The organism is Arthrobacter sp. 24S4-2 (genome assembly GCF_005280255.1).
In the GTDB taxonomy this organism is placed as follows: Bacteria; Actinomycetota; Actinomycetes; order Actinomycetales; family Micrococcaceae; genus Arthrobacter.
Genome location: NZ_CP040018.1, coordinates 4,411,258 through 4,437,327 on the forward strand (window position 1 = coordinate 4,411,258; position 26,070 = coordinate 4,437,327).

General features: G+C 64.3%; 23 protein-coding genes. 11 read left to right on the plus strand and 12 right to left on the minus strand.

Annotation, left to right across the window (positions count from 1 at the left end; translation table 11 throughout):
• Nucleotides 1–56: 56 nt before the first annotated feature.
• From FCN77_RS20495 to FCN77_RS20515, 5 genes are read right to left on the minus strand one after another with little or no spacing between them, the layout of a single operon-like run.
• Complete coding sequence (locus FCN77_RS20495) at nucleotides 57–1,661, minus strand: ABC transporter ATP-binding protein (RefSeq protein WP_137323740.1); 1,605 nt, start codon at nucleotides 1,659–1,661, stop codon at nucleotides 57–59.
• On the minus strand, nucleotides 1,658–2,515 hold the full coding sequence (locus tag FCN77_RS20500) for an ABC transporter permease (RefSeq protein WP_137323741.1): 858 nt from the start codon (nucleotides 2,513–2,515) through the stop codon (nucleotides 1,658–1,660). The genes FCN77_RS20495 and FCN77_RS20500 overlap by 4 nt, the downstream gene beginning before the upstream one ends.
• The gene (locus tag FCN77_RS20505) at nucleotides 2,512–3,543 is read right to left on the minus strand and encodes an ABC transporter permease (RefSeq protein WP_137323742.1); all 1,032 of its coding nucleotides are present in this window, start codon (nucleotides 3,541–3,543) and stop codon (nucleotides 2,512–2,514) included. Before FCN77_RS20505 ends, FCN77_RS20500 begins: the two co-directional genes overlap by 4 nt.
• Nucleotide 3,544: 1 nt before the next feature.
• A complete protein-coding gene (locus FCN77_RS20510) occupies nucleotides 3,545–5,260 on the minus strand; it encodes an ABC transporter substrate-binding protein (protein ID WP_137323743.1) in 1,716 nt (571 codons plus the stop codon).
• Nucleotides 5,257–6,954 carry an amidohydrolase gene (locus tag FCN77_RS20515; RefSeq protein ID WP_137323744.1) on the minus strand — a complete coding sequence of 566 codons (1,698 nt, stop codon included), beginning with the start codon at nucleotides 6,952–6,954 and terminating at the stop codon, nucleotides 5,257–5,259. The genes FCN77_RS20510 and FCN77_RS20515 overlap by 4 nt, the downstream gene beginning before the upstream one ends.
• A gap of 176 nt (nucleotides 6,955–7,130) precedes the next feature.
• On the opposite strand from FCN77_RS20515, the gene FCN77_RS20520 reads away from it, so the two are divergent.
• From FCN77_RS20520 to FCN77_RS20540, 5 genes are all read left to right on the plus strand, one after another.
• Complete coding sequence (locus tag FCN77_RS20520; protein WP_254678659.1) at nucleotides 7,131–7,811, plus strand: TetR/AcrR family transcriptional regulator; 681 nt, start codon at nucleotides 7,131–7,133, stop codon at nucleotides 7,809–7,811.
• Between the two features lie 249 nt (nucleotides 7,812–8,060).
• A complete protein-coding gene (locus FCN77_RS26415) occupies nucleotides 8,061–8,486 on the plus strand; it encodes a cupin domain-containing protein (RefSeq protein ID WP_217496172.1) in 426 nt (141 codons plus the stop codon).
• 11 nt (nucleotides 8,487–8,497) lie between these two features.
• Nucleotides 8,498–9,985, plus strand: coding sequence for a gamma-aminobutyraldehyde dehydrogenase (locus tag FCN77_RS20530; protein WP_217496173.1), 1,488 nt, complete (start codon nucleotides 8,498–8,500; stop codon nucleotides 9,983–9,985).
• A 25-nt stretch (nucleotides 9,986–10,010) separates the two neighbouring features.
• Complete coding sequence (locus FCN77_RS20535; protein WP_137323747.1) at nucleotides 10,011–10,268, plus strand: hypothetical protein; 258 nt, start codon at nucleotides 10,011–10,013, stop codon at nucleotides 10,266–10,268.
• Between the two features lie 149 nt (nucleotides 10,269–10,417).
• A complete protein-coding gene (locus FCN77_RS20540; RefSeq protein ID WP_137323748.1) occupies nucleotides 10,418–11,902 on the plus strand; it encodes an IS1182 family transposase in 1,485 nt (494 codons plus the stop codon).
• A 479-nt stretch (nucleotides 11,903–12,381) separates the two neighbouring features.
• Here FCN77_RS20540 and FCN77_RS20545 read toward each other — a convergent pair whose 3' ends face one another.
• The 5 genes from FCN77_RS20545 to FCN77_RS20570 form a co-directional block, all read right to left on the minus strand.
• Nucleotides 12,382–13,248, minus strand: coding sequence for an AraC family transcriptional regulator (locus FCN77_RS20545; RefSeq protein ID WP_137323749.1), 867 nt, complete (start codon nucleotides 13,246–13,248; stop codon nucleotides 12,382–12,384).
• A gap of 161 nt (nucleotides 13,249–13,409) precedes the next feature.
• Nucleotides 13,410–13,970, minus strand: coding sequence for a hypothetical protein (locus tag FCN77_RS20550; protein WP_254678660.1), 561 nt, complete (start codon nucleotides 13,968–13,970; stop codon nucleotides 13,410–13,412).
• Complete coding sequence (locus tag FCN77_RS20555; protein WP_137323750.1) at nucleotides 13,967–15,265, minus strand: serine/threonine-protein kinase; 1,299 nt, start codon at nucleotides 15,263–15,265, stop codon at nucleotides 13,967–13,969. Before FCN77_RS20555 ends, FCN77_RS20550 begins: the two co-directional genes overlap by 4 nt.
• Nucleotides 15,266–15,767: 502 nt before the next feature.
• Nucleotides 15,768–16,286, minus strand: coding sequence for a hypothetical protein (locus tag FCN77_RS20565; RefSeq protein WP_137323751.1), 519 nt, complete (start codon nucleotides 16,284–16,286; stop codon nucleotides 15,768–15,770).
• Between the two features lie 113 nt (nucleotides 16,287–16,399).
• On the minus strand, nucleotides 16,400–17,479 hold the full coding sequence (locus tag FCN77_RS20570) for a hypothetical protein (RefSeq protein WP_137323752.1): 1,080 nt from the start codon (nucleotides 17,477–17,479) through the stop codon (nucleotides 16,400–16,402).
• A 250-nt stretch (nucleotides 17,480–17,729) separates the two neighbouring features.
• Here FCN77_RS20570 and FCN77_RS20575 point away from each other — a divergent pair, with 250 nt between their 5' ends.
• From FCN77_RS20575 to FCN77_RS20585, 3 genes are all read left to right on the plus strand, one after another.
• The gene (locus tag FCN77_RS20575; protein ID WP_137323753.1) at nucleotides 17,730–18,338 is read left to right on the plus strand and encodes a low molecular weight phosphatase family protein; all 609 of its coding nucleotides are present in this window, start codon (nucleotides 17,730–17,732) and stop codon (nucleotides 18,336–18,338) included.
• A gap of 52 nt (nucleotides 18,339–18,390) precedes the next feature.
• Nucleotides 18,391–19,524, plus strand: a complete 1,134-nt coding sequence (locus tag FCN77_RS20580; RefSeq protein ID WP_137323754.1) for an LCP family protein — start codon at nucleotides 18,391–18,393, stop codon at nucleotides 19,522–19,524.
• A 66-nt stretch (nucleotides 19,525–19,590) separates the two neighbouring features.
• Complete coding sequence (locus FCN77_RS20585) at nucleotides 19,591–19,962, plus strand: response regulator transcription factor (RefSeq protein WP_137323755.1); 372 nt, start codon at nucleotides 19,591–19,593, stop codon at nucleotides 19,960–19,962.
• A 214-nt stretch (nucleotides 19,963–20,176) separates the two neighbouring features.
• Here FCN77_RS20585 and FCN77_RS20590 read toward each other — a convergent pair whose 3' ends face one another.
• Entirely contained in the window at nucleotides 20,177–20,968 is a 792-nt protein-coding gene (locus tag FCN77_RS20590; RefSeq protein WP_175417341.1) for a DUF4386 domain-containing protein, read from the minus strand.
• 127 nt (nucleotides 20,969–21,095) lie between these two features.
• Here FCN77_RS20590 and FCN77_RS20595 point away from each other — a divergent pair, with 127 nt between their 5' ends.
• Together FCN77_RS20595 and FCN77_RS20600 are read left to right on the plus strand one after the other, a co-directional pair.
• Entirely contained in the window at nucleotides 21,096–21,770 is a 675-nt protein-coding gene (locus FCN77_RS20595) for a TetR/AcrR family transcriptional regulator (protein ID WP_137323757.1), read from the plus strand.
• 322 nt (nucleotides 21,771–22,092) lie between these two features.
• A complete protein-coding gene (locus FCN77_RS20600; protein WP_137323758.1) occupies nucleotides 22,093–22,509 on the plus strand; it encodes a DUF6855 family protein in 417 nt (138 codons plus the stop codon).
• 119 nt (nucleotides 22,510–22,628) lie between these two features.
• On the opposite strand, the gene FCN77_RS20605 is transcribed toward FCN77_RS20600, so the two are convergent.
• A complete protein-coding gene (locus FCN77_RS20605) occupies nucleotides 22,629–22,973 on the minus strand; it encodes a hypothetical protein (protein WP_254678661.1) in 345 nt (114 codons plus the stop codon).
• Between the two features lie 524 nt (nucleotides 22,974–23,497).
• On the opposite strand from FCN77_RS20605, the gene FCN77_RS20610 reads away from it, so the two are divergent.
• A complete protein-coding gene (locus FCN77_RS20610) occupies nucleotides 23,498–25,732 on the plus strand; it encodes a S9 family peptidase (RefSeq protein ID WP_137323759.1) in 2,235 nt (744 codons plus the stop codon).
• Nucleotides 25,733–26,070: the final 338 nt, after the last annotated feature.

Genomic DNA, 26,070 nt, shown 5'->3' on the forward strand with positions numbered 1-26,070 from the left:
CGTGTGTGCGTTTTGCCTGCGAACGACGCTTGGGTGATGTTCATGGCCGGGACTGCTCAGGCAGTGACCGGTTCGGCGTCCCACAATGGCCGGGGACGTGAGCCGATGAGGTTCTTGGTGTAGTCGTCGCCGGGGTCTTCCAGGACGCGGGCCGTGGGGCCTTGTTCCACGATCCGTCCCTGATGCATCACAATGAGCTCGGAGCACAGGCGCGAGACGACGGCCAGGTCATGGGTGACGAAGAGAATGGTCAGCCCGAACTGGTCCCGCAGTTCCTCCACGAGTTCCAGAACCTGTGCCTGGACCGAGACGTCCAAGGCACTGGTGGCCTCGTCCAAAACCAGGAGCCGGGGGCGGGCGGCGAGCGCCTTGGCCAACGCAACGCGCTGCCGCTGGCCACCCGAGAGGGCGCGGGGCTTTGCGTCGAGCCGTTCAGACCCGATTCCCACCCTGCCCAGGAGTTCGGCGGCACTGGCTTTGGCTTCCTTGCGCCCTTGCCTCTGGTGAAGGCGGAACACATCCGCCACGGCGTTGCCCACCGGAATCCGCGGATCCAGGGATAGGTAAGGATCCTGGAAAACAATCTGCACGTCCTTGGCCAAGACTTTGCGCTCGGAGGCCTTGAGTGACCGGCGCGGCCTGGGGACTCCGTTCAGGCTGAGTTCGCCTTCCGTGGGAGTTTCCAAAGCCACCACTAGCCGGGCAAGCGTGGATTTCCCTGAGCCCGATTCACCCACCACTCCCAAGGAGCCGCCTTCCGGAAGAGTGAAACCGGCGCCGTCCAAGGCGGTGATGATTTCGCCGCGGGGCAGTTGGTACGTTTTGGATACCCCGGATACCTGGAGCAGAGGTGACGCGGCAGCCTTCGGTCCGGGCACCTCGCCCAACTCGATGACGGGGGTCGCCTCCACCAACTGCCGCGTGTAGTCCTCCTGCGGCCTCTGGAACACCATCTGCGTAGGACCGTGCTCCACCACTTGGCCGCGCCTGAGCACGTAGACGCGTTCACACAGGCTGGCTGCCAGGTTCAGGTCATGGGTAATGAACAGCATGCCCATCCCCCGGGACTGCTGTTCCTCGCGCAGGAGCCGCACGATCCCGGCCTCGGTAGTGACATCGAGTGCCGTGGTGGGCTCGTCGCAGAGCAACAGCTCCGGGGAGTTCAGGAGCGCAGCAGCAATCATTACGCGCTGCAGCATGCCGCCCGAGAGCTGGTGTGGGTGTTGATCCATCAGTTCCTTGGCGCGCCGCAGGCCCACTTGCTCAAGCTGTTTCACGGCGCGTTCGGTGGCCTCGGCGCGGGACAGCCCATCAAACCGCAGCAGTGTCTCCGTCAGAAAGTCCCCCACAGTCCGGACGGGGTTGATACCTGCCCTGGGGTCCTGGAAAACCATGGAGGCGTGTGCACGACGCAGCTCCATCAGGCGCTGTCTGCTGGCCTTCAGTGTATCGAGGCCATTCACGGCCACCGTTCCGGAATACTCCGAGCCGCCCGGAAACAACCCCAGCGCCGCACGGGTGGTCAGGGACTTACCCGAGCCTGACTCCCCCACCAAGGCGACCGCTTCCCCGTCGTTCACATGCAGTGAGACGCTGTCCAACAGCGGCGGCCTGTCCGGAAAGCCGAGGGTAAAGTCTTCAATCTGCAGAAGCTGGCTCATGACAGTTTTCCTCCGATGCGGTCTGAAAGTTCCTCGCCGATGACATTCACGGCCACCACCACCAGCACAACTACCAGGGCGGGCCAGAAGGCGGGGAGAAGATAGCCGCCCAGCAGGGCGCCGCGGGACTCCTCGATCATGGCGCCCCAGTCGCTGGTAGGCGGCTGGACCCCCAGCCCGATGAACGAGAGCGCCGCGAGGTCGGCCAGCACGTAGCCGAAATTCAAAGTCGATTGAGCGCCAACTGTGGGAATGAGGTTGGGAAGGACCCTGCCCAGCACCACCCACGGCGTCCGGAATCCGAGCACCCGGTACGCCTGGACGTAGGGCCGTGCACGCTCAGCCACTACCAGCGACTGCACCAGCCGGGCCACATACGGGACGTAGGCGATGGTCATCGCCAGGATGGGAGCGCAAAGCCCCTTACCGAACAGGGCGATGGCGAGCATGGCCATCAGCAGCGCGGGGAAGGCGAACAGCAGGTCAAAGAGCCTGCCAAGTATTTTGCCCAGCCAGCCTTCCGACCAGCCGGCGACCAGACCCAGCAGTAGGCCCAGAACCGTTGACCCGACCACCACGATGGTGGGTCCCAGCAGCGAGGTCCGTCCACCATGCATGAGCCGGCTGAGGAGGTCGCGTCCCAGCGCGTCTGTTCCCAGCAGGTGTTGGCCGCTTGGGCCGGCAAGCACATTGTTTAGGTCCACATAGTCCGGGTCGTAAGGCGCCAGCGCCGGGGCAAGCAGTGAGAGGAGTACGACGGCGGCGGCAACGGCGAGCGCGCCCCACACCAACGGTGACAGGAGGCTGCCGTAACGGCGAAGGCCTGCCTGCGGCAGTTGGATGGCTAAAGTCATCGGGACTCCGTTCCGGCCGCGATACGCGGATCAATGAGGGGCTGGATGAGGTCAACGACGGTGTTCACCAGGACGAAGGCCGCGACCACCACCATGACGATTGCCTGGACGACGGCGAAGTCCAGCCTGTCGATGGATTGCACCAGGAGCTGCCCTATGCCGGACAGGCCGAACGTCCGCTCGATGATGGCGCTTGAGACCAGGAGGCCCGCCACCAGGACAGCGCTCACGGTGAGGATGGGTCCCAAGGCGTTGCGCAGGACATGGCGTGCCACCACAGATCCGCGGGTAAGGCCGCGGCTGGTTGCCACTTCCACGTGGTCGCGGAGCAGTTGCTCGTTCATAGACGAGCGGGTTACCCTCGCCACCATGGCAATGTAGGTGATGCCCAACGCGAGCCCCGGGAGGGTGAGATGCCAGATGCGGTCCCATCCGCCGTCGCCGCTTCCAAAGGAGGGGAACCACCCCAACCCAACCGAGAAGAGAGCTACCAGGGCGATGGCTGCGACGAATGGCGGCACGGCGCCTGCAGCGGTGAGGGTGATCAGGATGAAGCGGTCGCCGAAACCCGCGTTCAGGCTGGCGACAATCCCGGCGAACAAACCCAGGACGGTGATGAAGACCGCGGCCAGGGCCACGAGCTGGAGGGTGGTGGGCAACCGTCCGAGCAGCACGTCCGACACGTCCTGCCGGTAGGTCAGCGAACGGCCCCAGTCCCCCTGCAGGATGCCGCCGAGCCAGTTCAGATACTGTTCCCAGGCGGGCTTGTCCAGGCCGAACTGCCGGGTGATTTCTTCCAAGGCTTCGGGTTTGGGACTGCGACCCCTGAGCAGGAAGCGTGCCGGGTCCCCGGGGACCAGGAATCGTGAAAAGAACACTGCCAGCGACGCGACGAACAACGTGGCCAACAGGGCAAGTACCTTCTTCGCGATGAACACCGCAGGACGGGCAGCGCGGACCTTCACTTGTTTGCCGACGGGCTTGCCCTGCGGCATCGCGGGCGCCTGCATTTGATCTGTTTCGGTCATGCTAGTGACCTCCAATCTTGGCTGCCCACGGGAAGTACATGTAATTTATGGACGGATCCGCGCCTGTGATGCGCTTGCCCAGCCACATGGTGGTCACGGTCTCGTAGAGTGGACCCCACACCACTTCATCGCTGGCCAGTTTGGCGGCCTCACCTGTGAGCTTGCCGCGGGCGTCAGGGTCCTGCACGCCGTAGGCCGTGTTGACCAGTTCGTCGAATTTAGGGTTGCTCCAGCCCCCGTAGTTGCTGAAGTCGCCGGTCCGCAGCACGCTGTACATTTCCAGGGGTTCAGTGCTGGAGAGGTACCAGGAGGTCACCATGAGGTCCACGTTTTTGCGTGCCTCGGGGTCGGAGAAGAGGGTGGTGTATTTGTCGTTGGACATCGTTTGGATCTCCGGATCCAGGCCTATTTCCTGGGCTGCGGACGCGATGGCCCGTGCCGCGATGTCAAAGGCCGCATTCAGCGAGGCCGTGGCGAAGACGAACTTGCTGCCTTCAGCACCGGCTTCCTTGACGAGCTTTTTGGCTTCCTCCACGTCATACGGTGTAGACAGGAGGCCACCGAAAGCCTCATCTGCCGTTTCTGACGAGGCGTCCTTCCACACACTCCGGGTGGTCAGGGCATCGGTCTTGCCCGCATAGCCCTGCTCCGCAGCCTTGATCAAAGCTTCCCGGTTAATGGCCATCATGAGCGCCTTGCGGACTCGAACGTCCTGGAAGGTGCCGCCAAGGTTGGTGAAGACCATGCTTTGCACCGAGGTGTCTTTGCCGAAGTACAGCGAGCCGGCGTCGTCGTTGGCTTTCAAGATGTCGATAGCGTTGGACGGGATGGCGAAGCCGCCGTCTATTTCGCCTGTTTGAAGTGCATTGATTCGTGAGGTGGCGTCGGGGAGCATCTTGAAGGTGACTTGCTGTGACTTGGCTTTGAGGTCAGGATCCCAATAGTCGTCGTAGCGCGTGAGCGTGATGCTTTCGCCGGCCTCCCATTGTTCGAATTGGAAAGGTCCGGTGCAGTTCACGCCTGTGCTGGAGTTTCCGTAGTCTTTGCCGGCAGATTCCAGCGTCTTGGCCGACTCCACCACGCCCGTAGCTCCCACTAAGGAGGCGTTGAAAATGTAATCCGGCCGGGTGGTGGTGACCGTGACCTCGTAGTCGCCGGTCTTTTCGATCGATTCCACGTTCTGATAGGCGGTCGCCCAGAAGGAGCCAACTTCCGGGTCAACATGGCGGCTCAGGGAGGCGACGACGTCGTCCGCCGTCATCTCGCTGCCGTCATGGAATTTCACGCCCTGGCGGATAGTGTAGACCCAGGTCAAGGGATCCGGGTTCTCCACTCCGGTGGCCAAGCCAGGCGACGTGGAAAGGTCTGCATTCCAGCGGAACAGTGACTCGCAGACGTTGGACAGGACAGTATTGTCCGGGTAGTCGAAGGCGTAGGCGTAGTCCAGGGAGAACGGCTCCGCGTACATGGCCCAGTTGAAGTTGCCGATCTCCTTGGTGGGGGCCGGCGTTGAGTCGGACATCGTGAACTTGGCTCCGCCCGCGGCATCAGTCACGCTGGTGGGCCTCACGGCGCAGCCGCCCAGGACCAAGCCGGCCACGACGGCGGCCACGCCAACCGCTGTGATGCGCGACGGCATCGTCCGCTGTTTGAGGCGCCCGACACCTTGCGCATTGTGCCGCTGCGTTCTGAGGAGTTTCGCTCTGTGCAGCTTCATTGCATCACCTCGGCGCTCCGCGCGGACCGGTTGCCTCGTGTTGAGCGGTCATAGACGCACTCCCCGCCGATCCAGGTCTGCGTGACGACTGCACGGTGGAGTTCCTTATTGGGGAGGTCAAAGAGGTTGGTGTCCAGCACGGCCAGGTCCGCAAGCTTCCCGGGTTCCAGGGTTCCTGTCTGCGCGTTGAGATGGTTGATCCACGCCGAACCCTGCGTGTAGGCGTCGAGGATCTGCTTGAGGCTGAGCTTCTGTAATTGACGGCCGAGCGGCGGCAGGTCCTCCTCCGCGGCTCTGCGGTTGACGGCGACATGGATCGCTGCGATCGGATCCGCGGTTGAAACGGGCCAGTCGCTCCCGGCCACAAGGCGCGCGCCCGCAGCAGCAAGTTCGCCGAAGGGGTAGTGCCGGTCCTCGGCGCCCGGCTCCAGGAAAGGCAATGTCAGAGTGTCCAGTTGCTCTTCATGGCAGGCCCACAGAGCTTGGACATTGGCGGCCGCTCCGAGCTCCGCGAAGCGCGGCACGTCCTCGCGGCGGACCATTTGGAGATGCGCCAAGTGGTGACGTTGATCGTTGGTGCCGTTGACATCGCGGGCAGCTTGGAGGGCATCCAAGGCATCGGTGACTGCGCGGTCGCCGAGGGCATGAAAGTGGAGTTGCATTCCAGCTGCGTCGATCGCGGTGACGAACTCCTTCAGCTCGCTGGGCTCAAAGAACTCGATCCCTCGGTTGTCCGTGTGGTGGCCGTGGTGGTCCAGGTACACGTGATGCATGGCCGCCGTGAAGTTCTCCGCGACTCCATCAACCATCACCTTGACCGTGTTGGCGTTGAGTACGAGGGGGTCGAACGATTCGCTGACAGTGTCGCGGCGTTCCAGGATCGTATCCAGCTGCGACATGCCCGCTGTCCGGTCCCACCACTGGCATGCGGTGACCCGCACTTTGAGGTCGCCAACTCGCGCGGCATCCATGTAGACGGTGAGGTTGTCCGCGTGACCACCCTCCGGGATGGGTACCCAGGCGTCCTGCCAGGCCGTGATGCCTTGCGAGAGCAGCAACTCCTGCGAGGCGAGCAGGCCTTGGTAGGCAAGGTTGTAGGGCAATGCCGGCTTGACCTCGTTGAACAGGTCCATGGCACCTTCGTGGACCGTTCCAGCTGGTGTTCCGTCCGGATCACGTTCAAGGCGTCCACTCTCAGGGTCCGGAGTATCCCGGCTGATCCCCGCGGCCGCGAACGCAGCAGTGTTAGCCCAGGCCCCGTGGTGGTCACGGTTCACCAGATAGACCGGCCGGTCCGGCACCACTGCATCCAGCAGCTCCCGTCCCGGAGTTCCGCTAGGGAAGGAATCCATGGACCAGCCAGCGCCGAGGATCCACGCTTCGTCCGGGTTCCTCTCGGCGTATCCGGCCACGATGCTGACGGCTTCTTCTGCTGTGGTGGCTCCCGTCAGGTCGCATTGGAGCAGCTCGACGCCTGCGAAGATCGGGTGGATGTGGGCGTCCTGAAATCCGGGAACCACCAATTGCCCGTCGAGATCCACCCGGCGAGTGTCCGGTGTGACCGAAGCTTCGAGTTCCTGGGGGCTGCCGACGGCGATGATACGTCCGTCCGTTACTGCAAGGTTTGCCTGGACGGGGCCGGCTTCATTGCCGGTATACACCCATCCGTTCTCAAACAATATCTCTGCGAGCACCTTCGAGTCCTTTCGTGGGAATCAACTCTGCGAGACACACTATGAGCCGGATCACAAAAAGTCAACACTGTTGACATCATTGCTGACAGAGATATTGACTTGTCCTCGAAAGGAGGAAACCATGAATCATGTAGGTTGATATCAATCCGGGATCGCAGGAAGGCGGACAAGAGTTGGTGCAGTCAGCACAATCGATGGACCGCCGCACCCGGCTGGACCCAGCCACCATCGTCGATGCCGTCCTGCGGATTTCCAGCCAAGAGCCCACCGAGCGGTTGACTGTCCGCAGGCTGGGGCAGGAGCTCGAGGTTGACGCCACAGCCGTGTATCGGCATTTCCGCAACCGGGACGCGATTGTCAGGGCAGCGCTGGACCAGTTGTTCATGCTGTCCGTGGATCGCATCCACGCCTCGGAACAACACCAGGACTGGCGCTCCCGGCTCGAGGCCTATCTCGACGAACTCCTCAGGGTCTTCATGCAGCACCCGTCTTTGGGCAGCGAGTCCTTCGCCACCGATACATACGGCCCAGGCGAGCTGAAGGCCATCGATTTCGTCCTGCAATGTCTCACGGACGCAGGGCTGGCTGAAGACCGCGTGGTCCACTATTACGCGGCGCTGGAAAGCTACACCCTGGCTCTCGGCGCCGGGATTGCGGTGGAGATTCAGCGGCTCCCGGACTCTGAAGGCCACGACCCTTGGCTCAATCCACGGGTTTTCACGCGCATCACCGGGTACCCGCTCCTTGAAAAACACCAGGCAGCACTGCAAAACCTCGATTCGCTCAAGGCATTCCAGGCCGGTCTCGCGGCAATTTTGGACAGCGCAGAACGCGAAAGCACGGGGCGGCGGGCCTGAGAGCCTGCTTGCCAGTAACGCAACCCAATACTTCATCGCATGGCGTCACGACCCGACGTCGTCCAGTCACCGCTGCCCGGACAGTGACGTCCGGCAGGGAAAGCACGGCACCCAAATGCACCAGTTCATCAACCAAGATTTGCTGTCCCGGCACTTCTGCAGACAGCCACCATGTCATCAATCCGGCCACGTCCGAAGACGGGGTACGCCGCTTCGTGCTCTGGACTCTACGGGCATGGGATTCGACTAGTGACTCCTAATGCCGGACATGAGTCCTCATCCTGGTGCATCGACGCCCTCTCCTTCCAGCTGACCGACACCGGTAATCTCCCCGCCCTTACCGCCTCGTACGCATTAGAGGATTCCTTTGGCATGGAACTGGGTGTATGGGAAATGAACGAAGGTACAACCGATGACATCGAAGAGGATGAAATCTTTATCGTTCTGGCAGGCACGGCCACTGTGCGCATCCATTTACGCGGAGGCTTCCCAGGCACGGAACTACACCTCGCGCCAGGCATCGTATGTCGTCTTTCACAGGGCATGCAGACCACCTGGACCGTTCACAGGAAGCTCCGCAAGGTTTACCTCGCACCCCGTATTCCCGGGTCAAGGAACAACGTAAGTCCTCCTGCCGGGGCCATTATCAGCCCCGACTCCCACCCAATCATTTGAAAGCAGGATCCGTGAGCCAGTACATCAACGGAAAAACCCTCGAAGGCAGCACCGGGGAAACCTTGAACGTCATAGACCCCTCCAATGGCGAGACTGTTGCGACCATGACGTTGGCCGGAAGCGACGACGTCCAACAAGCTGTGCAGGCTGCCCGGGACGCGTTCCCGGCCTGGTCCGCGGCGACCCCGGCTGAGCGTTCAGCAGTGTTGACCAAGTTCGCTGCGCTGATGGAAGAGCGTGCCGAGGAATTCGCGCAGCTCGAATCCCGCCAGGCCGGCAAGCCGATCCGCCTGACCCGTGAGTTCGACGTCCCGGGCACCATCGACACCATCGCCTTCTTCGCCGGAGCTGCCCGGAACCTTGAGGGCAAAGCCACCGGTGAATACTCCGCGGACCACACGTCCTCCATCCGTCGCGAAGCAATCGGCGTCATCGGCTCCATTTCCCCGTGGAACTACCCGCTGCAGATGGCCGCGTGGAAGATCCTGCCCGCCATCGCCGCCGGCAACACCATCGTGCTCAAGCCCGCCGAGATCACCCCGCTGAGTTCCCTGCTGTTCGCCGAAGTCGCCACCGAAGCCGGCGTCCCGGACGGTGTCATCAACGTCCTCACCGGCCGCGGCTCCACCGTTGGCGCGGAGTTGCTGCGCCACCCCGACGTGGACATGCTCTCCTTCACAGGCTCCACCGTTGTGGGCCGCACCGTCCTCGAGGCAGCGGCGACCACCGCCAAGCGCGTCCACCTGGAACTCGGCGGCAAGGCCCCGTTCGTGGTGTTCGAGGACGCCGACCTCGAAGCCGCGATTCACGGCGCCGTGGCCGGATCCCTGATCAACACCGGACAGGACTGCACCGCCGCCACCCGCGCGATCGTGCACCGCTCCCTCTACGAGGACTTCGTCGAAGGCGTCGCGGGCCTCTACGCCAAGGTCAAACTCGGCCCCACCCAGGACCCCACCACCGACCTGGGACCCCTCGTCTCCGAGGTCCACCGGGACAAGGTAGCTGAGATGGTGGAGCGCGCCCGCGGTTACGCCCGGGTCATCGGCGGCGGCATCCCCAACAAGGAGCAAGACGGCAATCTCGCCAACGGCTCCTACTACCGCCCCACCTTGGTTGCCGACGCCACCCCGGACTCCGAGATCTTCCGCGATGAAGTCTTCGGACCGGTCCTGGCCGTCACCCCCTTCGACACCGACGATGAGGCCATCATCCTCGCCAACGACACCCCCTACGGCCTCGCCGCCTCAGCCTGGACCAAGGACGTCTATCGCGCCCTACGCGCCACCCGTGAAATCCGTGCCGGCGCCGTCTGGGTCAACGACCACATCCCGATCATCAGCGAAATGCCCCACGGCGGCTTCAAACAGTCCGGCTTCGGCAAGGACATGTCCACCTACTCCTTCGACGAATACACCGTGGTCAAGCACGTCATGTTCGACCTCACCGCAGACAAGGCCAAGGACTGGCACCGCATCATATTCACGCTGGATAGCTAGAAAATATGGAATGAAAGGAGAACCCATGCACGACCCCTGTATTAGTGACTGGTGCACGCTCGACGGCGCCGAGGTGGCAATCCGCCAGCAGGGAAACGTCGTGTGCGCCGGGATCGTTGATGGCGTCACGACGGACGGGAGAATTCTCTGGGTTCTGTCCCCCATTGACGGTCGTCGACTCTTTGAAAAGTCTGAATTCTATGAGGCCTCGCCCATCGAAGAACGTGCCAAGGGTCTACAACCTGATCCGGCGATCCGTAAGCACCACATCCGCCAGCCCTGAAATCACCCAGAACGAACCCGCGGTGCGAACCTCTTGACCGCAGAAACCGGTGACAACCAACTAGGAGCGCGGGTCAGTAGTCGGCCGGGTTCTTAAAACGCCGTGTGAATTGCCGGGGTGCGGGAGGAGTGGCTGGAAGAATCGGGAGTATGAATTCCGGTTCCCAGGATGGCCTTTTTGATGAAGCTCTCGTGGAGCGGGTGGAGCGTTTTGATGACGGGATCGTTGAGGCCGGCGCTGGTGTGAAGAAGCGGTTCAAATCCTTTGAGCCGGACGCGGTGATGCTGGTCCCGCCGTCGCTGGATGAGTGGTTGCCGGGCAATCATCTGGCCCGGTTCATCGCTGATCTGGTGTCCCGGGAGCTGAATCTGTCCCGGTTCTACGGCTCGTATGGGAAGACGAAGGGCCAGCCGCCGTATGATCCGCGGTTGATGGTCCGGGTCCTGCTTTACGGTTACTGCGTCGGGGTGCGTTCCTCCCGGGAGTTGGAGCGGGCGTGCGTGGACGTGGTCGCGTTCCGTTGGCTGGCCGGGCAGCAGGCACCGGATTTCCGGTCCATCGGCCGGTTCCGCAAACGCCATCTCGCGGCGTTGGGGAACGTGTTCCTGCAGGCGCTGGAACTCTGCCGGGCCGCGGGCATGGTCTCCTTGGGCCGGGTTGCCCTGGACGGGACGAAGGTCCGGGCCAACGCGTCCCGGCGAAAGGCGATGAGCTACGGACGGCTGACCGAAAAACAGAGGATCCTCGCCGCGGAGGTCTCGGACATGCTCGCCGACGCCGAGGCCGTGGACAGGGAGGAGGATGCCCGGTTCGGGGCGGATACGCGCGGCGATGAGCTCCCGCCGGACCTGGCCGACCGGCAATCGCGGCTGGCGAAGATGGCCGCGGCCCGCAAACAGCTCGAAGAGGACGCGGCAGCCAAAGCACGCAAAGAGGCGGAGCAGAAAGCCCGGGACCGCGGCGATGACGACGGGGCGGCTGCGGCCAAGGGCGAGGAAGCCGCGGCCAAAGCGGAGGTCAGACCGAGGGCCCAGCGCAATTTCACGGACCCCGACTCCCGGATCATGAAGACCGCAGACGGCTCGTACCACTATTGCTACAACGCCCAGGCCGTGGTCGACGCGGACCATCAGGTCATCGTCGCCACCGATCTGAACAACACCGCGGTGGACGTGCAGCAACTGGTCCCGATGACCGAACGCACCGCCGAAACCCTGGGCCGGATGCCCGCCCAATGGACCATTGATGCCGGATATTGTTCAGCAGCCAACCTCGAACACGTGAAGGAAATCGAGGCCGCCGGCGGGACCGAGTTCTTCATCGCGACCGGCCGGCTCAAACACGGCGAAAAGGTTCCCGAGACGCCCCGGGGCAGGATCCCGGCCACCGCCACACTCCGGGAACGGATGGCGAGGAAACTCAAAACCAAGAAGGGCCGGTCCGTTTACGCGCGGCGCAAGGCGATCATCGAACCGGTCTTCGGGCAAATCCACACCCGCCAGGGCAAACACGTACTCCTGCGCGGCCTCGAACAGGCCAAACACGAGTGGGAACTGATGGCAGGCTGTCACAACCTGCTGAAATTGTTCACTTTCAAAGCCAAAGCCGGTCTCAACGCGCCGGCCGGAGCCTAACCCACGGGCCAAGGCGGCCACGGCTGCCCGGCCATCAAGATGGCAACGTGTCACCGGTCAGTAGACAGGACCACCCCTGGATGACGGAAACCACTACCGCCCCACGCTCCTAGACGCCACGGCATTTTGGGGCTCCCTTCGAAGTGGCACCCCCAAAACAAAGTCTCCTCCCGCCCATCACCACGGTCAACGGCCTCAGAAGACTCATCAAAGACGCCGACCTGGCGTATTCGACGAATGCTGCGAAAGCTCAATCCCCGCCGAAGTTCGTCCATACACCCGGTCCCCACCGCGACACTTAGGACCCTTCCGCCGCCAACGAAAATCCCATGCATCTGACCGTTCGCGGGGAAGGGACTATCTCATTAACGGTGTATCCGGCGGTTTTCTTTAGTACCTTTCAGCAGCGGGAATCGGTCGCTGAAAGTGATGGCGAAGGCGTTCAACGCGGGCTCACTAGTCCGCTACTTCCCTCGCCGTTAGGCGCGTTCCACCGGCAGCCACAACTCGGAGGTTGCGGTGCTGAAGTCGGCAGCGCGGTCGAGAATGGCCACGACCGACGGGCCGGGCCTCAGCCGCCAGGGGTTGGAGGGGAACCAGTCAGAGGCCGTCGCCGACCACGTGGACTGGAGGGCCGCCGGGTAGGGTCCGGTGGTGCGGAACACCGCCCAGGCACCGGCTGGGACCTCGATCGCGTCGAGGTCCTCGGGCACCGGCGTTCCTTCGCTAACGGCGACGCCGTGCAGGGAAGTCAGCTCGCTGCCCTCGGTGTAGTCGGGGTCAACGTCGGCGCTCACTTGAAGCAGTCCTGCCGGTTCGGTGTTGCTCAGTGCCTTGAGGCGAAGGTGCTCCGCTTCGGGCAGCGAGGCGATATGCGCTTGGATGTGCGGGTTGGGGCCGTGGTGAATGAGCGGCACGCGAGCCGTGTGGCCCACGAGCCGGAAGGCCGGTTGATCTGCGATACGAGTATCCATCGGGGTATGCCCTTGTATAGTCAGGCGGAACCTGAGCTGTGGTTGTGTGCGAAGGGGGCCACCGTCTCGGCGCGCATCGCCGGGGCTGACGCCATGCACCGCCCGGAAGGCCCGGTTGAATGCTTCGGTGGAGCCATAGCCAAAGCGCACAGCAGTCCCCAACAGGTCGCGATCTCCTATGACATCGGCCGCGGCGACGGTCATGCGCCGTCGCCTGATGTACTCGGACAACGGCATGCCAGCCAGTGACGAGAACATCCGGCGAACGTGATACTCCGTCATGCCGAGGTCGCTCGTCAGGCCTGCGACGTCGATCTCCTCGGTGAGGTGCTCCTCGATGAAACCGACGACTCGGTTCAGAACTGCGATCACGGTTTCCTCCTTCCGCATCAAGTCTGCTCATCGAGACAAACTCACACCCAACTATTGCGGTTCGATTCGATCGCGTTCCGCTTCGCCGCGGAGGACAGCGACCACGACCTTCACGACGTCGACTCTCAGAAGCGCTTCCAGGCTGCGCCCGTTTTCCTCGGTCAGCCGTTCTTGCCTTTGCCTTTACCCCCGCCGCTTTTTCCCTCGTTGCTTTTCCCTTGCCCCGGCGCAGGAACTTGCTCCGGCACAGGTGCCGGCGCAGCCCTTACTTGGGCGGCTTTGGCCGCCGCTTCGGCGTCTGCTTTGGCCTTCTCCGCCGCCGCCGCCGCTTCCGCATCTGCTTTGACCTTCTCGGCCGCCGCCGCTTCCGCCGCGGCTGCGGTTTCGGCGGCTTCAACGGCGGCTTTCAGATCGGCCCGGACTGCGGTAACCATGGCCATGATGCCACGGCGCCGCTCCTCAGAAACGTGTCCACTGTTGGCGGCGGACGCCAGGTCCGCTTCCAGGCCCTCCAGTGCCCGGAGTGCCGCGGCGTGATCGTTGGTGGCCGCCGCCTGGCTCACGCCCAGTACCCGTTCCTGAAGCTGGCGGGCAGCATCGCGCTGCAGGCCGGTCCCGGCCGGACCACAGCCAGCCAGCGACACCGCCAGCGCCAGTACGGTGGCAACCTGGAACAATCCCAGCGCCCGGGAGCGCTTGCCCTTGGATCGAATAGATGTCATGGTTCCACACTCTTCTGAAGCTCCTGGAGGTGCTCGCCCAGCGTGCCGGTGACCGTGGGGTAAGGGACGACGTCGGGGGTGACGTGTGCGGACAGACTCACCGTTAGTGCCGCAGCCCAGCCTGCCAGGGCAAGAAGGATCAGGATGGCCACCAGCCCGAGACGCCGGCGGCGTCGTCTGGCGCCGGATTGACGCGGCGCCCTTCGCGTTTCCGGGGGCCTGCCGGGCGGAGGACCGTCAGGGCTTATCAGCGGAGGACCGTCAGTGCTTATCGGCCGTGACTGGACGGCGTTGTTCCCGGATTCCTTGCCGCCGGGATCTTCGTTGGCGCGCATTGCTGGGGACTGCCCCAGGACCGGCGTCTCTGATGTGGGGGAAGGCAGCCTCAAGGGCATGGCCGGGAGCACTCGCGTGGCTTCCGGTGCGAGTTCGCCCGGAGTGGATGCCGGTGAGACAAGGGCCTGCCGCAGCGCTATCTCAATGTCCGCCGATGCCGGGCGTTCCAGTGGGTCGATGGCCGTCATCGACCGGATCAGGTCCGCCCACTCCGCCGGAAGGTCCTCCGGAATTTCGGGCACGCGGTGCAGCCTGGCCACAGCGGATTCCACCGCACTGCCGGGGTACTCCATGGCCTGCTTGATGCATTCGAGCAGGACCAGCCCCAGTGAATAGACGTCTGTGGCCGGGGTGAGCGGCGAGCCCAAGGCCTGTTCCGGGCTGAGGTACGCTGCGGTGCCCACCATGGCTCCAGTGGCTGTCAGGCGTGTGCCGTCCGCGAGTCTGGCAATTCCGAAGTCTGTGAGCTTGGCCCTTAGCGGCTCCCCGGGGCGCACCTGCACCAGCAGGATATTGGCAGGTTTGACGTCGCGGTGGATGATGCCGAGGCTGTGGACATAGGCCAACGCGTCGGCGATCCCGGCTCCGATCACCGCCAGTTCGTCCAACGGGACTGGGCTGTGCCTGATGCGGCTCCGCAGATCCTGTCCCTCCACCAGTTCCATGGTCAGGAAGGGTCGGGGTTCCTCGCGAATGCGGGTATCGATGCCGGCATCGAAAAGCGTCACGAGGCAGGGATGGTTCAGTGTGGCCAGCAGCTTAATCTCAGCTTCCTGGCGTTTGAGCTCGTCTGCATCGGGAGCCTGGGGTGCCAACAGCTTCAGGGCCACGTCCCGACCCAGATTCCCGTCCCGCGCACAGTAGACGGACGACGTGCCGCCACGACCGATCACCTCACCGAGCCGATAACGTCCGCCAACCACTTCATTCCTGATGATGCTCGGCGATTCCGCCACCATGACCGTTCCTCCCGGTGCGCTGCAGCACTGTAAACACGAAATCAACCAGTCGACGCCCTGGAGCGAAGCAACCGCCCCACCCGACGGTCCTAAGTTCCCGCGTCGTCTGCCGTCGTTAATCATAAGCCTACTTAGCAATAGTATCGACCGGCCGAGACCATTGGAGGTGGTGCACCGTTCCGCGGAACTTGCGTACAGCCTGAACGTCAAGCTGATCTGCGCGTACATGGACATGACCGGCTACCTCGTCGAAGAGCCGGACTACGGGCAGGGGTGTCTCACCTCCTTGGAACCGGGACATCCGCGGTGGGACACGGTGGGCCCTCCACGGAATGGGACGTCACCTACCGTGTCGGGCAACGGGGCCTCGGAGGGTAGGGCCCTCGGGTGCGAGTGTGCCCGGAGCCGGATCCCGAAGATGTGCCGTTCCCGGGTCATCAGTCAGGTGTCTAAAGGGCGGAAAGCTTAACCTCGTGTCAGCGCACCTCGGTGGAAGTATGCCTCAGAAGGCGCGGAGCAGCCAGGCAACCAGCACGCCGCCGATGGACAAGATGCCCACCGCAATGCCGAATAGTAGAGGTGCCTTGACCACCAACGGCATGCGCTCTTTCAATCCCACCTCACGCGCGGCCGATTTGATCAGGCCCCGGCCCTCCTCGGAGCTGAACGTGTAGTCCACCACCTTGGCCGGTTCGCCCGTGCCGTTCAGCGCCCACGTCTTCTGGGCCGAGAACTGGTACTTGCGTCCAACGAACGCCTCGGCCTGCAGCTTCAACCGCGGTACGCCGGCTGACCAGGACACCGAGTAGGTGCGATCGGTGACCGTGTACTGCTTCCCATCGACCTTCACACGGTGCACGAACACGCGTTTGAGACCCTGAGCGGAATAGATCCCGAACCAGCGGGCATTGACGACGTCGGGGCCGACGTCGAAGCCGTCATCGCGGGCCGTCACGGTATATGGCATGCCCTCGGTGTGGCGCATTACCGCGTCGCGGAAAGGCTCCAGTTGATCTATCACGCCCGCGAGTCTACAAGGCGAACGGGGCAGATTCTGGTGGCGCACCCTCGTGCCGCGCTCGGAGTCGAAACCACTTGGCGCCGGTGCGCCGGAAAGCTGGATCGCGGCACATATTAGCTTGCAGCCGGCGCGATCCCGTTGATCCGGACAATCTCCGCATCCAGCATCAGCAGCAGATCGCCGTCGACAATCACAGCATCCCTTGGTTCAACCCCCCGAAGCCATCCGTCCGGGATGGCTCCGGACTCGGCATCAAGTGGGGCCGCTGCCCAACCCGGCCTCGTGCGGCGGCGCTTCCGGAAGAGCGGTTCCAGGACCCGCGGCAGGTCCTCAGCCTCCGAATAGGTGACCTGCCATACTCCCCCAACGAAATCAATCAGCCGGCACAGCGACTGCAACGGCTGGTCCATTTCGGCCTGCGAAGGGGAGTCCGGGACCAGCGCCACAAGCGCATCCGCCATCGGCATCTGGCGGAGGATGGGGCCCGGCCGTCCATGCCCCAAGTCACTAGGCTGTGCCGCGTCCACCCTGTCCAAAAGCACGATGGATCGCAGGAACGGCCTGGGCGGTGCCGGCCGAAGCCCAAGCTGGTCCGGACCCACCTGGCGTTCGGGCGCCCCGGTCCCCTTGTCAAGGGACAGCGGCCCGGGGTAGGGAACCACCGAGCCGTCAGGCTGAATGGCTACGATGCTGTCCGTGATATAGCCAAATGTCCTGGCCAGTACAGATGCTGCGGCGGTTCTGCCAGTTGGCGATTGGGCCACCAGCGCAACGACAGCTCCCGTCTCCGGAGCCGCCACTCCACAGGCGTGAAGCATCATCAGCTCCCCCGCATTCTCCGCGAGGGCCGCACCCGTGAGACGGGAGGCGAGGCTCTCTGCCAGCTCCTGAAAGGAGGCGGCCTGCAGCGGGAACGTCCCGCCGTCGTACCCGTGCGACTGATACGCCACGGAAGCCGAGAACGGCAGGGCAACGGTGGGCACCTTGGGAAGTGGCGGGATCACAGGCGCCCCGCTGCTGGCACATCTCGCCCACGCGGAGCGCATGCTCTGCCCCTGCTCCGCCGTGACCGCCCGCCCCCAGCGGACCGCGAACTGCGTCCCCAGGACATCAATGCACAGCAAATCCCCGGCGTTCAGCAGTTCCTCAAAATGCAGCGATTCCCATCCGCCCTGCGCACCCCCACCGCTCATGGTCCCCCTTTGGTCCGAGTCGGTTGCTCGATTCGGCCCATCTGGACCGCAAGTATGCTTGCCGTTTCATCGGCTTCGCCCACTCTCCCGAACCAGCCCCAAGGTTCCCGCAGGCGGTCTGCAGGATTGGGTCAAGATCTTCACGTTTCGGCGCCGGGCGATTCGACCCCGGGCGGGCGGGGCTCTGCATGTTAAGTTGAATATCCGGGATCGCACCGATCTGCCAGCAACTCCGGAAAGAGCCCTCGCCGTGGAATCGCCAACGCCCGTACGGATCCTGACAGTCTGCACGGGGAACATCTGCCGCTCCCCCGTGGCCGAACGCCTGCTACAGGCCGGCCTGGAGCAGGTGCTGCCCGGCGGCTTCGAAGTGCGCAGCGCCGGGACGCGCGCCATGGTGGGCGAGCCCATCCAGCCGCTCTCCGCCGACATTGTCCGCATGTATGGCGGGACCGGAAACGGATTCGCCGCCCGGCAGCTGACCCCCAAAATCCTCCGCGACACGGACATCGTGCTGACCATGACCTCCAAGCACCGCGGCGAGGTGCTGCAGCTGGACGCCTCCCTGCTCAAGCGCACGTTCACCATCCGGGAGTTCGCCCGCATGCTTGAGGCCCTCGAGGAACGCGACGCCGCCGCCGACCCCGCCGAAAAAGCTTCCGACGCCGGCACCCTGTGGCGCGGGCTGCCCGCCCGCCTCGCCTCCGTCCGGCACCTCGCCCTCGCCGCCGACAGCGCCGACAACGAAGTGATCGACCCCTACAAGCGCGGCCCCGAGGTGTACCGGCAGATGGAGGACGAACTGGCACCGGCCATCCTCACCATCCTCCGCTACGCCCGCCTCAACACGCCCAAATAACCCCGGCAGCCGCCGTCGTTCTTTTCCGTCTCAGCGGTGGTAGCGTCCGGTTATGGACAACCAGTCTGATCCCAAAGGGGCGGCTGCGGACCAACCGCCGCAGGGGAACTTCGCATGGATTCCCGCCTGGCTGCGCAGGCAGCCCACCTGGCTCAAAGCGGTCCTGGCCATGGTCCTGGTGATCGCCCTGGGCAGCACCGCCTACGCGTTCTCGCAGGTGGGACGCGGCGGCTCGCCCTCCCCCACCGCCAGCGGCGTCCCGACGACGGAAGGCGCCACCGCGGCGCCGACGACTGCCGCAGCGGCACCGGCCCCGACACCGACGCCCACGCCCACGCCGGAGCCGCCGCCTGTGGCCATGAACGTCCTCATCATGGGCAGCGACAGCCGCGGGGATCCCCGCGCAGAAGAGGCGCAGGCAGCCGCCGGAACGCCGGCCGACCAACGTTCCGACGTCCTCATGCTGATCCACATCCCCGCTGACCGGCAAAAGATCTACGGCATCTCCATCCTGCGCGACACGTGGGTGGACATCCCCGGCTATGGCGCGTCCAAGATAAACGCCGGCTTGGAACTGGGCGGCATCCCGCTAATGGTCAGGACCGTGGAAACACTGTTCAACACGCACATCGACGAAACCGTGATGCTGGGCTTTGGCGGGCTCTGGGCTGCCACCGACGCCCTGGGCGGGGTGGATGTGAACGTCGCTGTGCCCTTCACCTCAAGCATCGACTCCCGCCACTACTTCCCGGCCGGCATCAACCACCTCACCGGCGGACAGGCCCTGGAATTCGTCCGCGAGCGCTACGCCTTTGCCGACGGCGACTACCAGCGCGTCCGCAACCAGCAGACGTTCCTCAAAGCGGTGATCAGCAAGTTCATGAGCGCCGGCACGCTCACCAACCCGGCCACTGTCATGAACGTGGTCAATGCGGTGCGGCCGCACTGGACAATGAGCGCGGGCCTCACCCCCGAAGCCATGATGCGGCTGGGCTTCAGCCTGCGCGACGTGGGGCCTGAGGACGCCATCTTTTTCCGGCTGCCCGACGGCGGCTTCGGCACCAGCGCCGACGGTCAGTCGATCGTGCTCCAGAACCCCGCCGCGATAGGCGCCGTCTCCGCAGCCCTGGCCAACGGCACCCTTGCGGACTACGTGGCGGCCAACGGATTTGAGGGCGGTAACTGAGCGTTCACAATTGGGTCGCGGTGTTCCGCCCGGGCGTAAGCTAGGGGCAAATTACATGGGGGACTGATGGGGACGCAAGGGCGCTGCGTGGTGATCGAGGAGGACCCGGACATCCGGGGCCTCCTTTGTCTCGCCCTTTCCCGGGCCGGTTTCAATGTGAAAACCGAGTCGACCGGCGCTGCCGGCGTCCACGCCGTGGCTGAAGACGAGCACGTTGAGCTGGTGACCGTGGACGTGGCACTGCCGGACCTCCGCGGCAGCACGGTCCTGCACGCGTTGCGCGAAGTCTCCCGTGTGCCGATCCTGGTCATTTCCGCCCGCGCCGAACCGGTGGACCGGCTCACGGCCCTGGAATCGGGCGCAACCGCCTACCTGACCAAACCCTTCCGGCTGCGGGAACTGCAGGATTTGGTCCACACGCTGGCGCCGGCGAAGTAGGGCGTCTCTCGTAATTCTTCCTGGACCACTTCAGGCTCAAACCGTGGTGCGAACTCTCTAGCGCCAAGGTGTCCACGCGCTGCTGGCTTCCGGCCTTGAACGCCAGGTGATTCAGACCTGCTGAGGTGCGCTGGTGCTCGCGGCTACTCAGGTGGCTCGGAATCAACGTCCACGTCGCGAGTCTCCCACACACGCGCTTCGGCGGAATGGTAGGTCATGGCGCTTTGACTCGAAGCGGGGACCGCTCCGCTTCCTCAGCCGGCGTCCGATCTGTGGAGCGCGGAGAGCGCACGCCCACGATGAGCAGGTACAGGACCATCCAGATCTCTGCGATGGCGGGCACTATACCCAGGTAGCCGTGAATCTGCGCAGCGAGTCCGGGGAGCAGGAATGCCACGACCACGTCAACCAGGTAGCTGACCGTGGCGAGTACCAGCATGACGCCCAGTGTCTTGGGAAACAGCCGCGACCTGTACGCGAGATATCCCAACGGGGCCAGCCACAGGCCGAAGAAGACCTGCGCGGCAAGAACAGCGAAGTGCTGGATTTCCAGCAGGAGCAGCACGAGCGCGCTGGACCCCAAGGGCCCGAAAGCACCCGCATAGGAACTGTCCGTTGCGACCTGCATCGCCACGAACGTGAAGACGGCACTCATGGAGATGATGCCGGCGGCGACTATCACTGCCACCACCATGAGGCGGGCCGCGTGCTTGCCAACGTGCTTCAGCAACAGGTAGAGCGTCACCGCGGTAAGCAGGAAGAACACGGCATCCGTGAGGTGGGCGACGACGCCAAAGCGCATGAGCCCCTCGTTGGCCACCACGTTCGCGGACGTGGTGGCCGCGTCACCGGCGACATACAGGGAGGGATCGACGAAGCCCTCAGAAAAGCCTCCTGTGATGCCCACGACAAGGTAGAAGACACCCGCGATCGCTGCCAGTCGCTTGGGCGAGGCCGGCGCGGCCCCCGGGGGCTGCTCAGTAAATATTCCGTCTGGAGATTGCATGACGTTCCTTTCATGTGGAGAACGTGGACGTCGCCACGCCATGCGTACAATGTATATGCTGGCGCGTACAAAGTACACAGACGCAGTCAAAGGTATCTTTGACTCTCGACAGAACAGAGGAGTGCCAATGTCCACGACGGCGATGAAGCATGAGGATCCCCGCCCGGCCCTTAGCAGGCAGCGTGTGGTGCATGCGGCAATTCAGCATGCAGATTCAGCCGGGCTAGATGCACTGACCATGCGGCAGGTCGCCGGGATGCTGCAGGTCGCTCCCATGGCCTTGTACCGCCACATCTCAAATAGGGACGACCTCATCGATGCGATGATCGATGTTCTGTTCAGCGAAATCCCCCTTCCCCTAGGCAGTGCGCACTGGAAAACAGCAATGCGGGACCGGGCACTGTCGCTTCGCGATGTCCTCGCGCGCCACCGCTGGGCCATCGGCCTGATGGAATCCCGGAGACGTCCCGGGCCGAGCAACCTGCGCCATCACGACGCGGTCATCGGCAAGCTACGCTCAGCAGGCTTCGACATCGCGATGGTGGCCCACGCCTACTCACTCCTCGACGGTTACATCTACGGATACGCCCTGACGAAGATGAACATCCCATTCGAAACCACAGACGAAATGGCTGCGATGGCCCAGGACATGTTCGAGCCGTTCCCCGCCAACGACTATCCGAACCTGGCAGAGTTCGTCACGGACCACGTCATGAAGCCCGGCTACGACTACGGAGAGGAATTCGAGTACGGACTCGACCTGATCCTGAGCGGACTGGAAGAGGCACTCGCCGGCCAGTGACAAGGCCTGCACTCTTGCGGATGGCCCCCTCCGGCGTGGGCCGAGGACACGATATGTCGTTGACTCTGCGCCACCCGGCTGGGTATGCAGAAAGGCTCCTCTGGTCCGACGCGATGAACGTCGCTCACAAGAGGCCTTTGATGCCTACGTTTCCTGGAGGCAGTCACCAGAAGGCGCCACACGACTCGGGCCATCCGCCAGCTGATGGCGGACTAGGGACCCTCGTGCCGCCAGGCGTCAGACGGCACCGCCGATCCCCGGCCCGCCGCCGGAGTACGCTGAGCCCTGAATCGTCGGATCAAGCGCGGAGGCCGGCTACACCATGGATCAAGGCACCAAAGAGAACCCCTGGACCCTGGTGACGGCACCGGGCACCTCCGAGTACTCCATGTGCCGCGACGAAGCCGCGGACCCGCCGGCCCTGGTCTGGCAGGTGGGATCCACCACGCTCAAGTACCACCTGCAGGCGATTGAGGACCTACACAGGTGGCTGATGGAGCAGGGTGACTGGGTGCCGCTTGGCGCCGCTGACGAAGGCAAGCCCGCCGCCGAGGGGACAGTGGAAGCCTGGGGCCGGGATCCGGGGAACCCGGTGGGCGGATGGTACGGACTGCGCAAGGGCTACCGCGGCCGCTTCGGCATGTACCTGCCTCCGCTGCTCGAAGCGCCGGGACTGGCCGAACTGACCCACGGGAAGCGGAACAACAGCGTCCGCGCAGTGTCCGGGCCCGCGGCTTAGGCGGGGCGGGCCTTAGGCGAGCCGGGCCTTGGGCGAGCAGGGCCTTTAGGCGGTCCGACCGCCTAAGCGGGATGGCCGCCGTCGTCCGTCTTGCCCTCTGCCCTGCCGTTAGCCGCCGCCTATGCGGCGAGGCTCATGGCCCGGCTCCTCGCCCCGGTTCCCAGCTCCGCACCGGCCGGTGCGGGCGCCAGGACGCTGATGTTGCATTCCGACTGCAGCGGGTCAATCGACGCCGGGAGGTGGTGCGATTCCGAACATGCCTGCAGCTGCTCCATTGCAGCTGGTTCAACACGTGCGTGGCTGACATCCACCACGAGGTGGAGTCCTTCTTTCAGATGATTGGCCCTCTTCACAACCACATACAGCGCCTGGAGGCTTTGAGCCGTCACATGGCCCTGGGCTGCTACTTCTGCCTGTCCACAATCGAGGTCGAGCCGGACTAATACCTTGAGCTTGTCGTTCAAGTGGTTCCCCTATTCCTGCATGGCCGCGACGCTGCGACCTCGTTCAGCTTATGGAGCGAATGTGACCTACGCAACACTTTGCGTCACATGCGGGCCGGGTGGCGTTATGAACGGCGCGGACTGTTGAACCGGGCTGCGCCGTGGGGTAATGGGCTCGCGGCTCCGGCACTGAGCCGTGGGCCGAGCCGTGGGCTGTGGCAATTCACGTGAGCTAAGGGCCGGCGGCGCCTGGGGAAGCCTCGGTCTCAGAAGGCTTGTCACCGCCGGCCCAGCTCAACGTGATCCGGAACATTGTCCGGGCCAAGTATCGATCTGGCGGGACTTCCCGGGGGACCGGGCCGTCCGCCGACCGACTCCTAAAGACTATTTTGAGGCTGCAGTCTGTGCGTGAGTGGCGGCTACTCGTCTTTAAGTTGCTGAAGTGAGGCCGTGTGCAGGGCGCTACGCAGGTCAAAAGCGGACCACTCTATACCCCGGTAGCGAACGCGTGTGCCCGCGGCGGAATAGCTTTATATATTGAGTCCATGACCCAGACTCCAGCGCAGCACCCAGCCGACAACGCCCCTGCGGCCGCCGCCCCCGTAGCCAGGAAGGTTCCCTTCGGACGGACCCACCACGGCGACACGTTCGTGGACAACTACGAATGGCTGCGCGCCAAGGAATCCGCGGAAGTGGTGGAGCACCTCAGGGCCGAAAACGCCTACCAGGAAGCGGTCACGGCCCACCAGGAACCGCTCCGCGAAGCGATCTTCCAGGAAATCAAGGGGCGCACCCAGGAGACAGATTTGTCTGTCCCGAACCGCAAGGACGGCTGGTGGTACTACACCCGCTCCGTCGAGGGCAAGGAATACGGCATCCAGTGCCGCGTCGAGGCACAGGACACCGGAGACCCGGTGGCGGACTGGACGCCCCCGGCGGTGGAGGCCGGCGTCGAACTTTCCGGTGAAGAAGTCCTGCTGGACTGCAACGTGGAAGCCGAAGGCCAGCCGTTCTTCTCCATCGGCGGCACCGCCGTGACCGTGGACGGCAACCTCTACGCCTACGCCGTGGACAACGCCGGCGACGAGCGCTTCACCCTGCGCTTCAAGGACCTGCGCACCGGGCAGATGCTGCCGGACGTCATCGAGAACATCTTCTACGGCGTCTCCTTCTCCCCCGACGGCACGCGCCTGTTCTACACCGTGGTGGACGACGCCTGGCGCCCCTACCAGGTGAAGTCCCACGTGCTGGGCACGCCGGTCACCGAGGACGAGGTGATTTACCAGGAGGACGACGTCGCCATGTGGCTGGGCTTTGAGCTCGCCTCCGACCGTCGCCACCTGGTGCTGAGCATCGGCTGCTCGGAGTACAGCGAGACGCGGCTGCTCCGCTTTGACGATTACGACGCCGGGCTCTCCACCGTGGTTTCCCGCGACGAACGGGTCCTCTACGAGGCGGAACCGTTCCTGCTGGCTGGTCCGGACGGACAAAAAACAGAGAAGATCCTGGTGACGCACAACCGGAACGCCATCAACTCCATGGTGTCGCTGGTGGACCCGGCCGAGCTCGCCAAGCCGCTGGCCGAGCAGGACTGGACCACCGTCGTCGGACATTCCGACGACGTGCGCGTCAACGGCGCGGGGGTCACCTCCACGCACCTGATTGTGTCCGTCCGCAAGGACACGATCGAGCGCGTCCAGGTGCTGCCGCTGGCCGGCCTGGGCACCCCCGCGCAGGGCGAGCCCGTGGAGCCGGCGTTCGACGAGGAGCTGTACACGGCAGGCGTGGCCGGGTCCGACTACGAGGCGCCCGTGATCCGGATGGGCTACACGTCCTACTTCACGCCGTCGCGCGTGTACGACTTTGTGCTGCCCACTGCTTCGCAGCCGGCCGGTGAGCTGCTGCTCCGCAAGGAAAGCCCGGTGCTGGGCGGCTACTCCCCCGCCGATTACGTGGCCACCCGCGAATGGGCGACGGCGGCCGACGGCACCAAGATCCCGCTCTCCGTGCTGCGGCACGCGTCGGTTTCCCGCGATTCCTCTGCGGCCGGACTTGTGTACGGGTACGGCTCCTACGAGCTGAGCATGGACCCGGGCTTCGGCATCCCGCGGCTGTCGCTGCTGGACCGCGGGATCGTGTTTGTGATTGCGCACATCCGCGGTGGCGGCGAGCTGGGCCGGCACTGGTACGAGGAAGGCAAGAAGCTCCAGAAGAAGAACACCTTCACGGACTTCATCGCGGCCACCGACTGGCTGGCCGGCTCCGGCTGGGTTGATCCGGCGAGGATCGCCGCCATGGGCGGCTCCGCCGGCGGTCTGCTCATGGGCGCCGTGGCCAACCTGGCGCCGGAAAAGTACGCGGCGATCGTGGCAGCCGTGCCGTTCGTGGACGCGCTCACCACCATCCTGGACCCGGAGCTGCCCCTGTCCGCCCTGGAATGGGAGGAATGGGGCAACCCGATCACGGATCCCGAGGTGTATGCATACATGAAGTCCTACACCCCGTACGAGAACGTGCACTCAGTGGCGTACCCGAAGATCGCCGCTGTGACCTCGTTCAACGACACCCGTGTGCTCTACGTGGAGCCGGCCAAGTGGGTGCAGGCGCTGCGTTCGGTGTCCATGGGTGCGGAGCCGATCGTGATGAAGATCGAGATGGACGGCGGCCACGGCGGAGCGTCCGGCCGGTACGTCCAGTGGCGCGAACGTGCCTGGGACTACGCGTTCGTGGCCGATTCCGTGGGCGCGGTGGAGCTGCTTCCGGGGGCGGGGCTGCAGTAGCTTCTTGGCCGCTCCAACCGCGTCGATTGCTCCGCGCCGCGGTTGGTCCGTGCCGCGGTTGGTCCGTGCCGCGGTGGAGCTGCTTCCGGGGGCGGGGCTGAAGTAGGTTCTTGGCCGCTCCAACCGCGTCGATTGCTCCGCGCCGCGATTGCTCCGCGCCGCGGTTGGTCCGTGCCGCGGTTGGTCCGTGCCGCGGGCCGAGTTCCTGGGCTAGTCCGCGGATCCTGTCCCTGAAGGTTCGGATCCGCGGACAAGCTTAGGAATCCAGCCAGACGGCATCGTCGTGGCCTGATCCGGATTCCGCGCGGCGGCTAAATTGTCGGTGCCTGCTGTCATGC

What these genes read in the sequence shown, in the direction of transcription:
- FCN77_RS20495 (WP_137323740.1), bottom strand. Translation starts at nt 1,661, where the DNA reads ATGAGCCAGCTTCTGCAGATTGAAGACTTTACCCTCGGCTTTCCGGAC.
- FCN77_RS20550 (WP_254678660.1), bottom strand. Translation starts at nt 13,970, where the DNA reads ATGACATCTATTCGATCCAAGGGCAAGCGCTCCCGGGCGCTGGGATTG.
- FCN77_RS20500 (WP_137323741.1), bottom strand. Translation starts at nt 2,515, where the DNA reads ATGACTTTAGCCATCCAACTGCCGCAGGCAGGCCTTCGCCGTTACGGC.
- FCN77_RS20505 (WP_137323742.1), bottom strand. Translation starts at nt 3,543, where the DNA reads ATGACCGAAACAGATCAAATGCAGGCGCCCGCGATGCCGCAGGGCAAG.
- FCN77_RS20570 (WP_137323752.1), bottom strand. Translation starts at nt 17,479, where the DNA reads ATGAGCGGTGGGGGTGCGCAGGGCGGATGGGAATCGCTGCATTTTGAG.
- FCN77_RS20595 (WP_137323757.1), top strand. Translation starts at nt 21,096, where the DNA reads ATGTCCACGACGGCGATGAAGCATGAGGATCCCCGCCCGGCCCTTAGC.
- FCN77_RS20555 (WP_137323750.1), bottom strand. Translation starts at nt 15,265, where the DNA reads ATGGTGGCGGAATCGCCGAGCATCATCAGGAATGAAGTGGTTGGCGGA.
- FCN77_RS20590 (WP_175417341.1), bottom strand. Translation starts at nt 20,968, where the DNA reads ATGCAATCTCCAGACGGAATATTTACTGAGCAGCCCCCGGGGGCCGCG.
- FCN77_RS20540 (WP_137323748.1), top strand. Translation starts at nt 10,418, where the DNA reads ATGAATTCCGGTTCCCAGGATGGCCTTTTTGATGAAGCTCTCGTGGAG.
- FCN77_RS20585 (WP_137323755.1), top strand. Translation starts at nt 19,591, where the DNA reads ATGGGGACGCAAGGGCGCTGCGTGGTGATCGAGGAGGACCCGGACATC.
- FCN77_RS20600 (WP_137323758.1), top strand. Translation starts at nt 22,093, where the DNA reads ATGGATCAAGGCACCAAAGAGAACCCCTGGACCCTGGTGACGGCACCG.
- FCN77_RS20510 (WP_137323743.1), bottom strand. Translation starts at nt 5,260, where the DNA reads ATGAAGCTGCACAGAGCGAAACTCCTCAGAACGCAGCGGCACAATGCG.
- FCN77_RS20610 (WP_137323759.1), top strand. Translation starts at nt 23,498, where the DNA reads ATGACCCAGACTCCAGCGCAGCACCCAGCCGACAACGCCCCTGCGGCC.
- FCN77_RS20580 (WP_137323754.1), top strand. Translation starts at nt 18,391, where the DNA reads ATGGACAACCAGTCTGATCCCAAAGGGGCGGCTGCGGACCAACCGCCG.
- FCN77_RS20535 (WP_137323747.1), top strand. Translation starts at nt 10,011, where the DNA reads ATGCACGACCCCTGTATTAGTGACTGGTGCACGCTCGACGGCGCCGAG.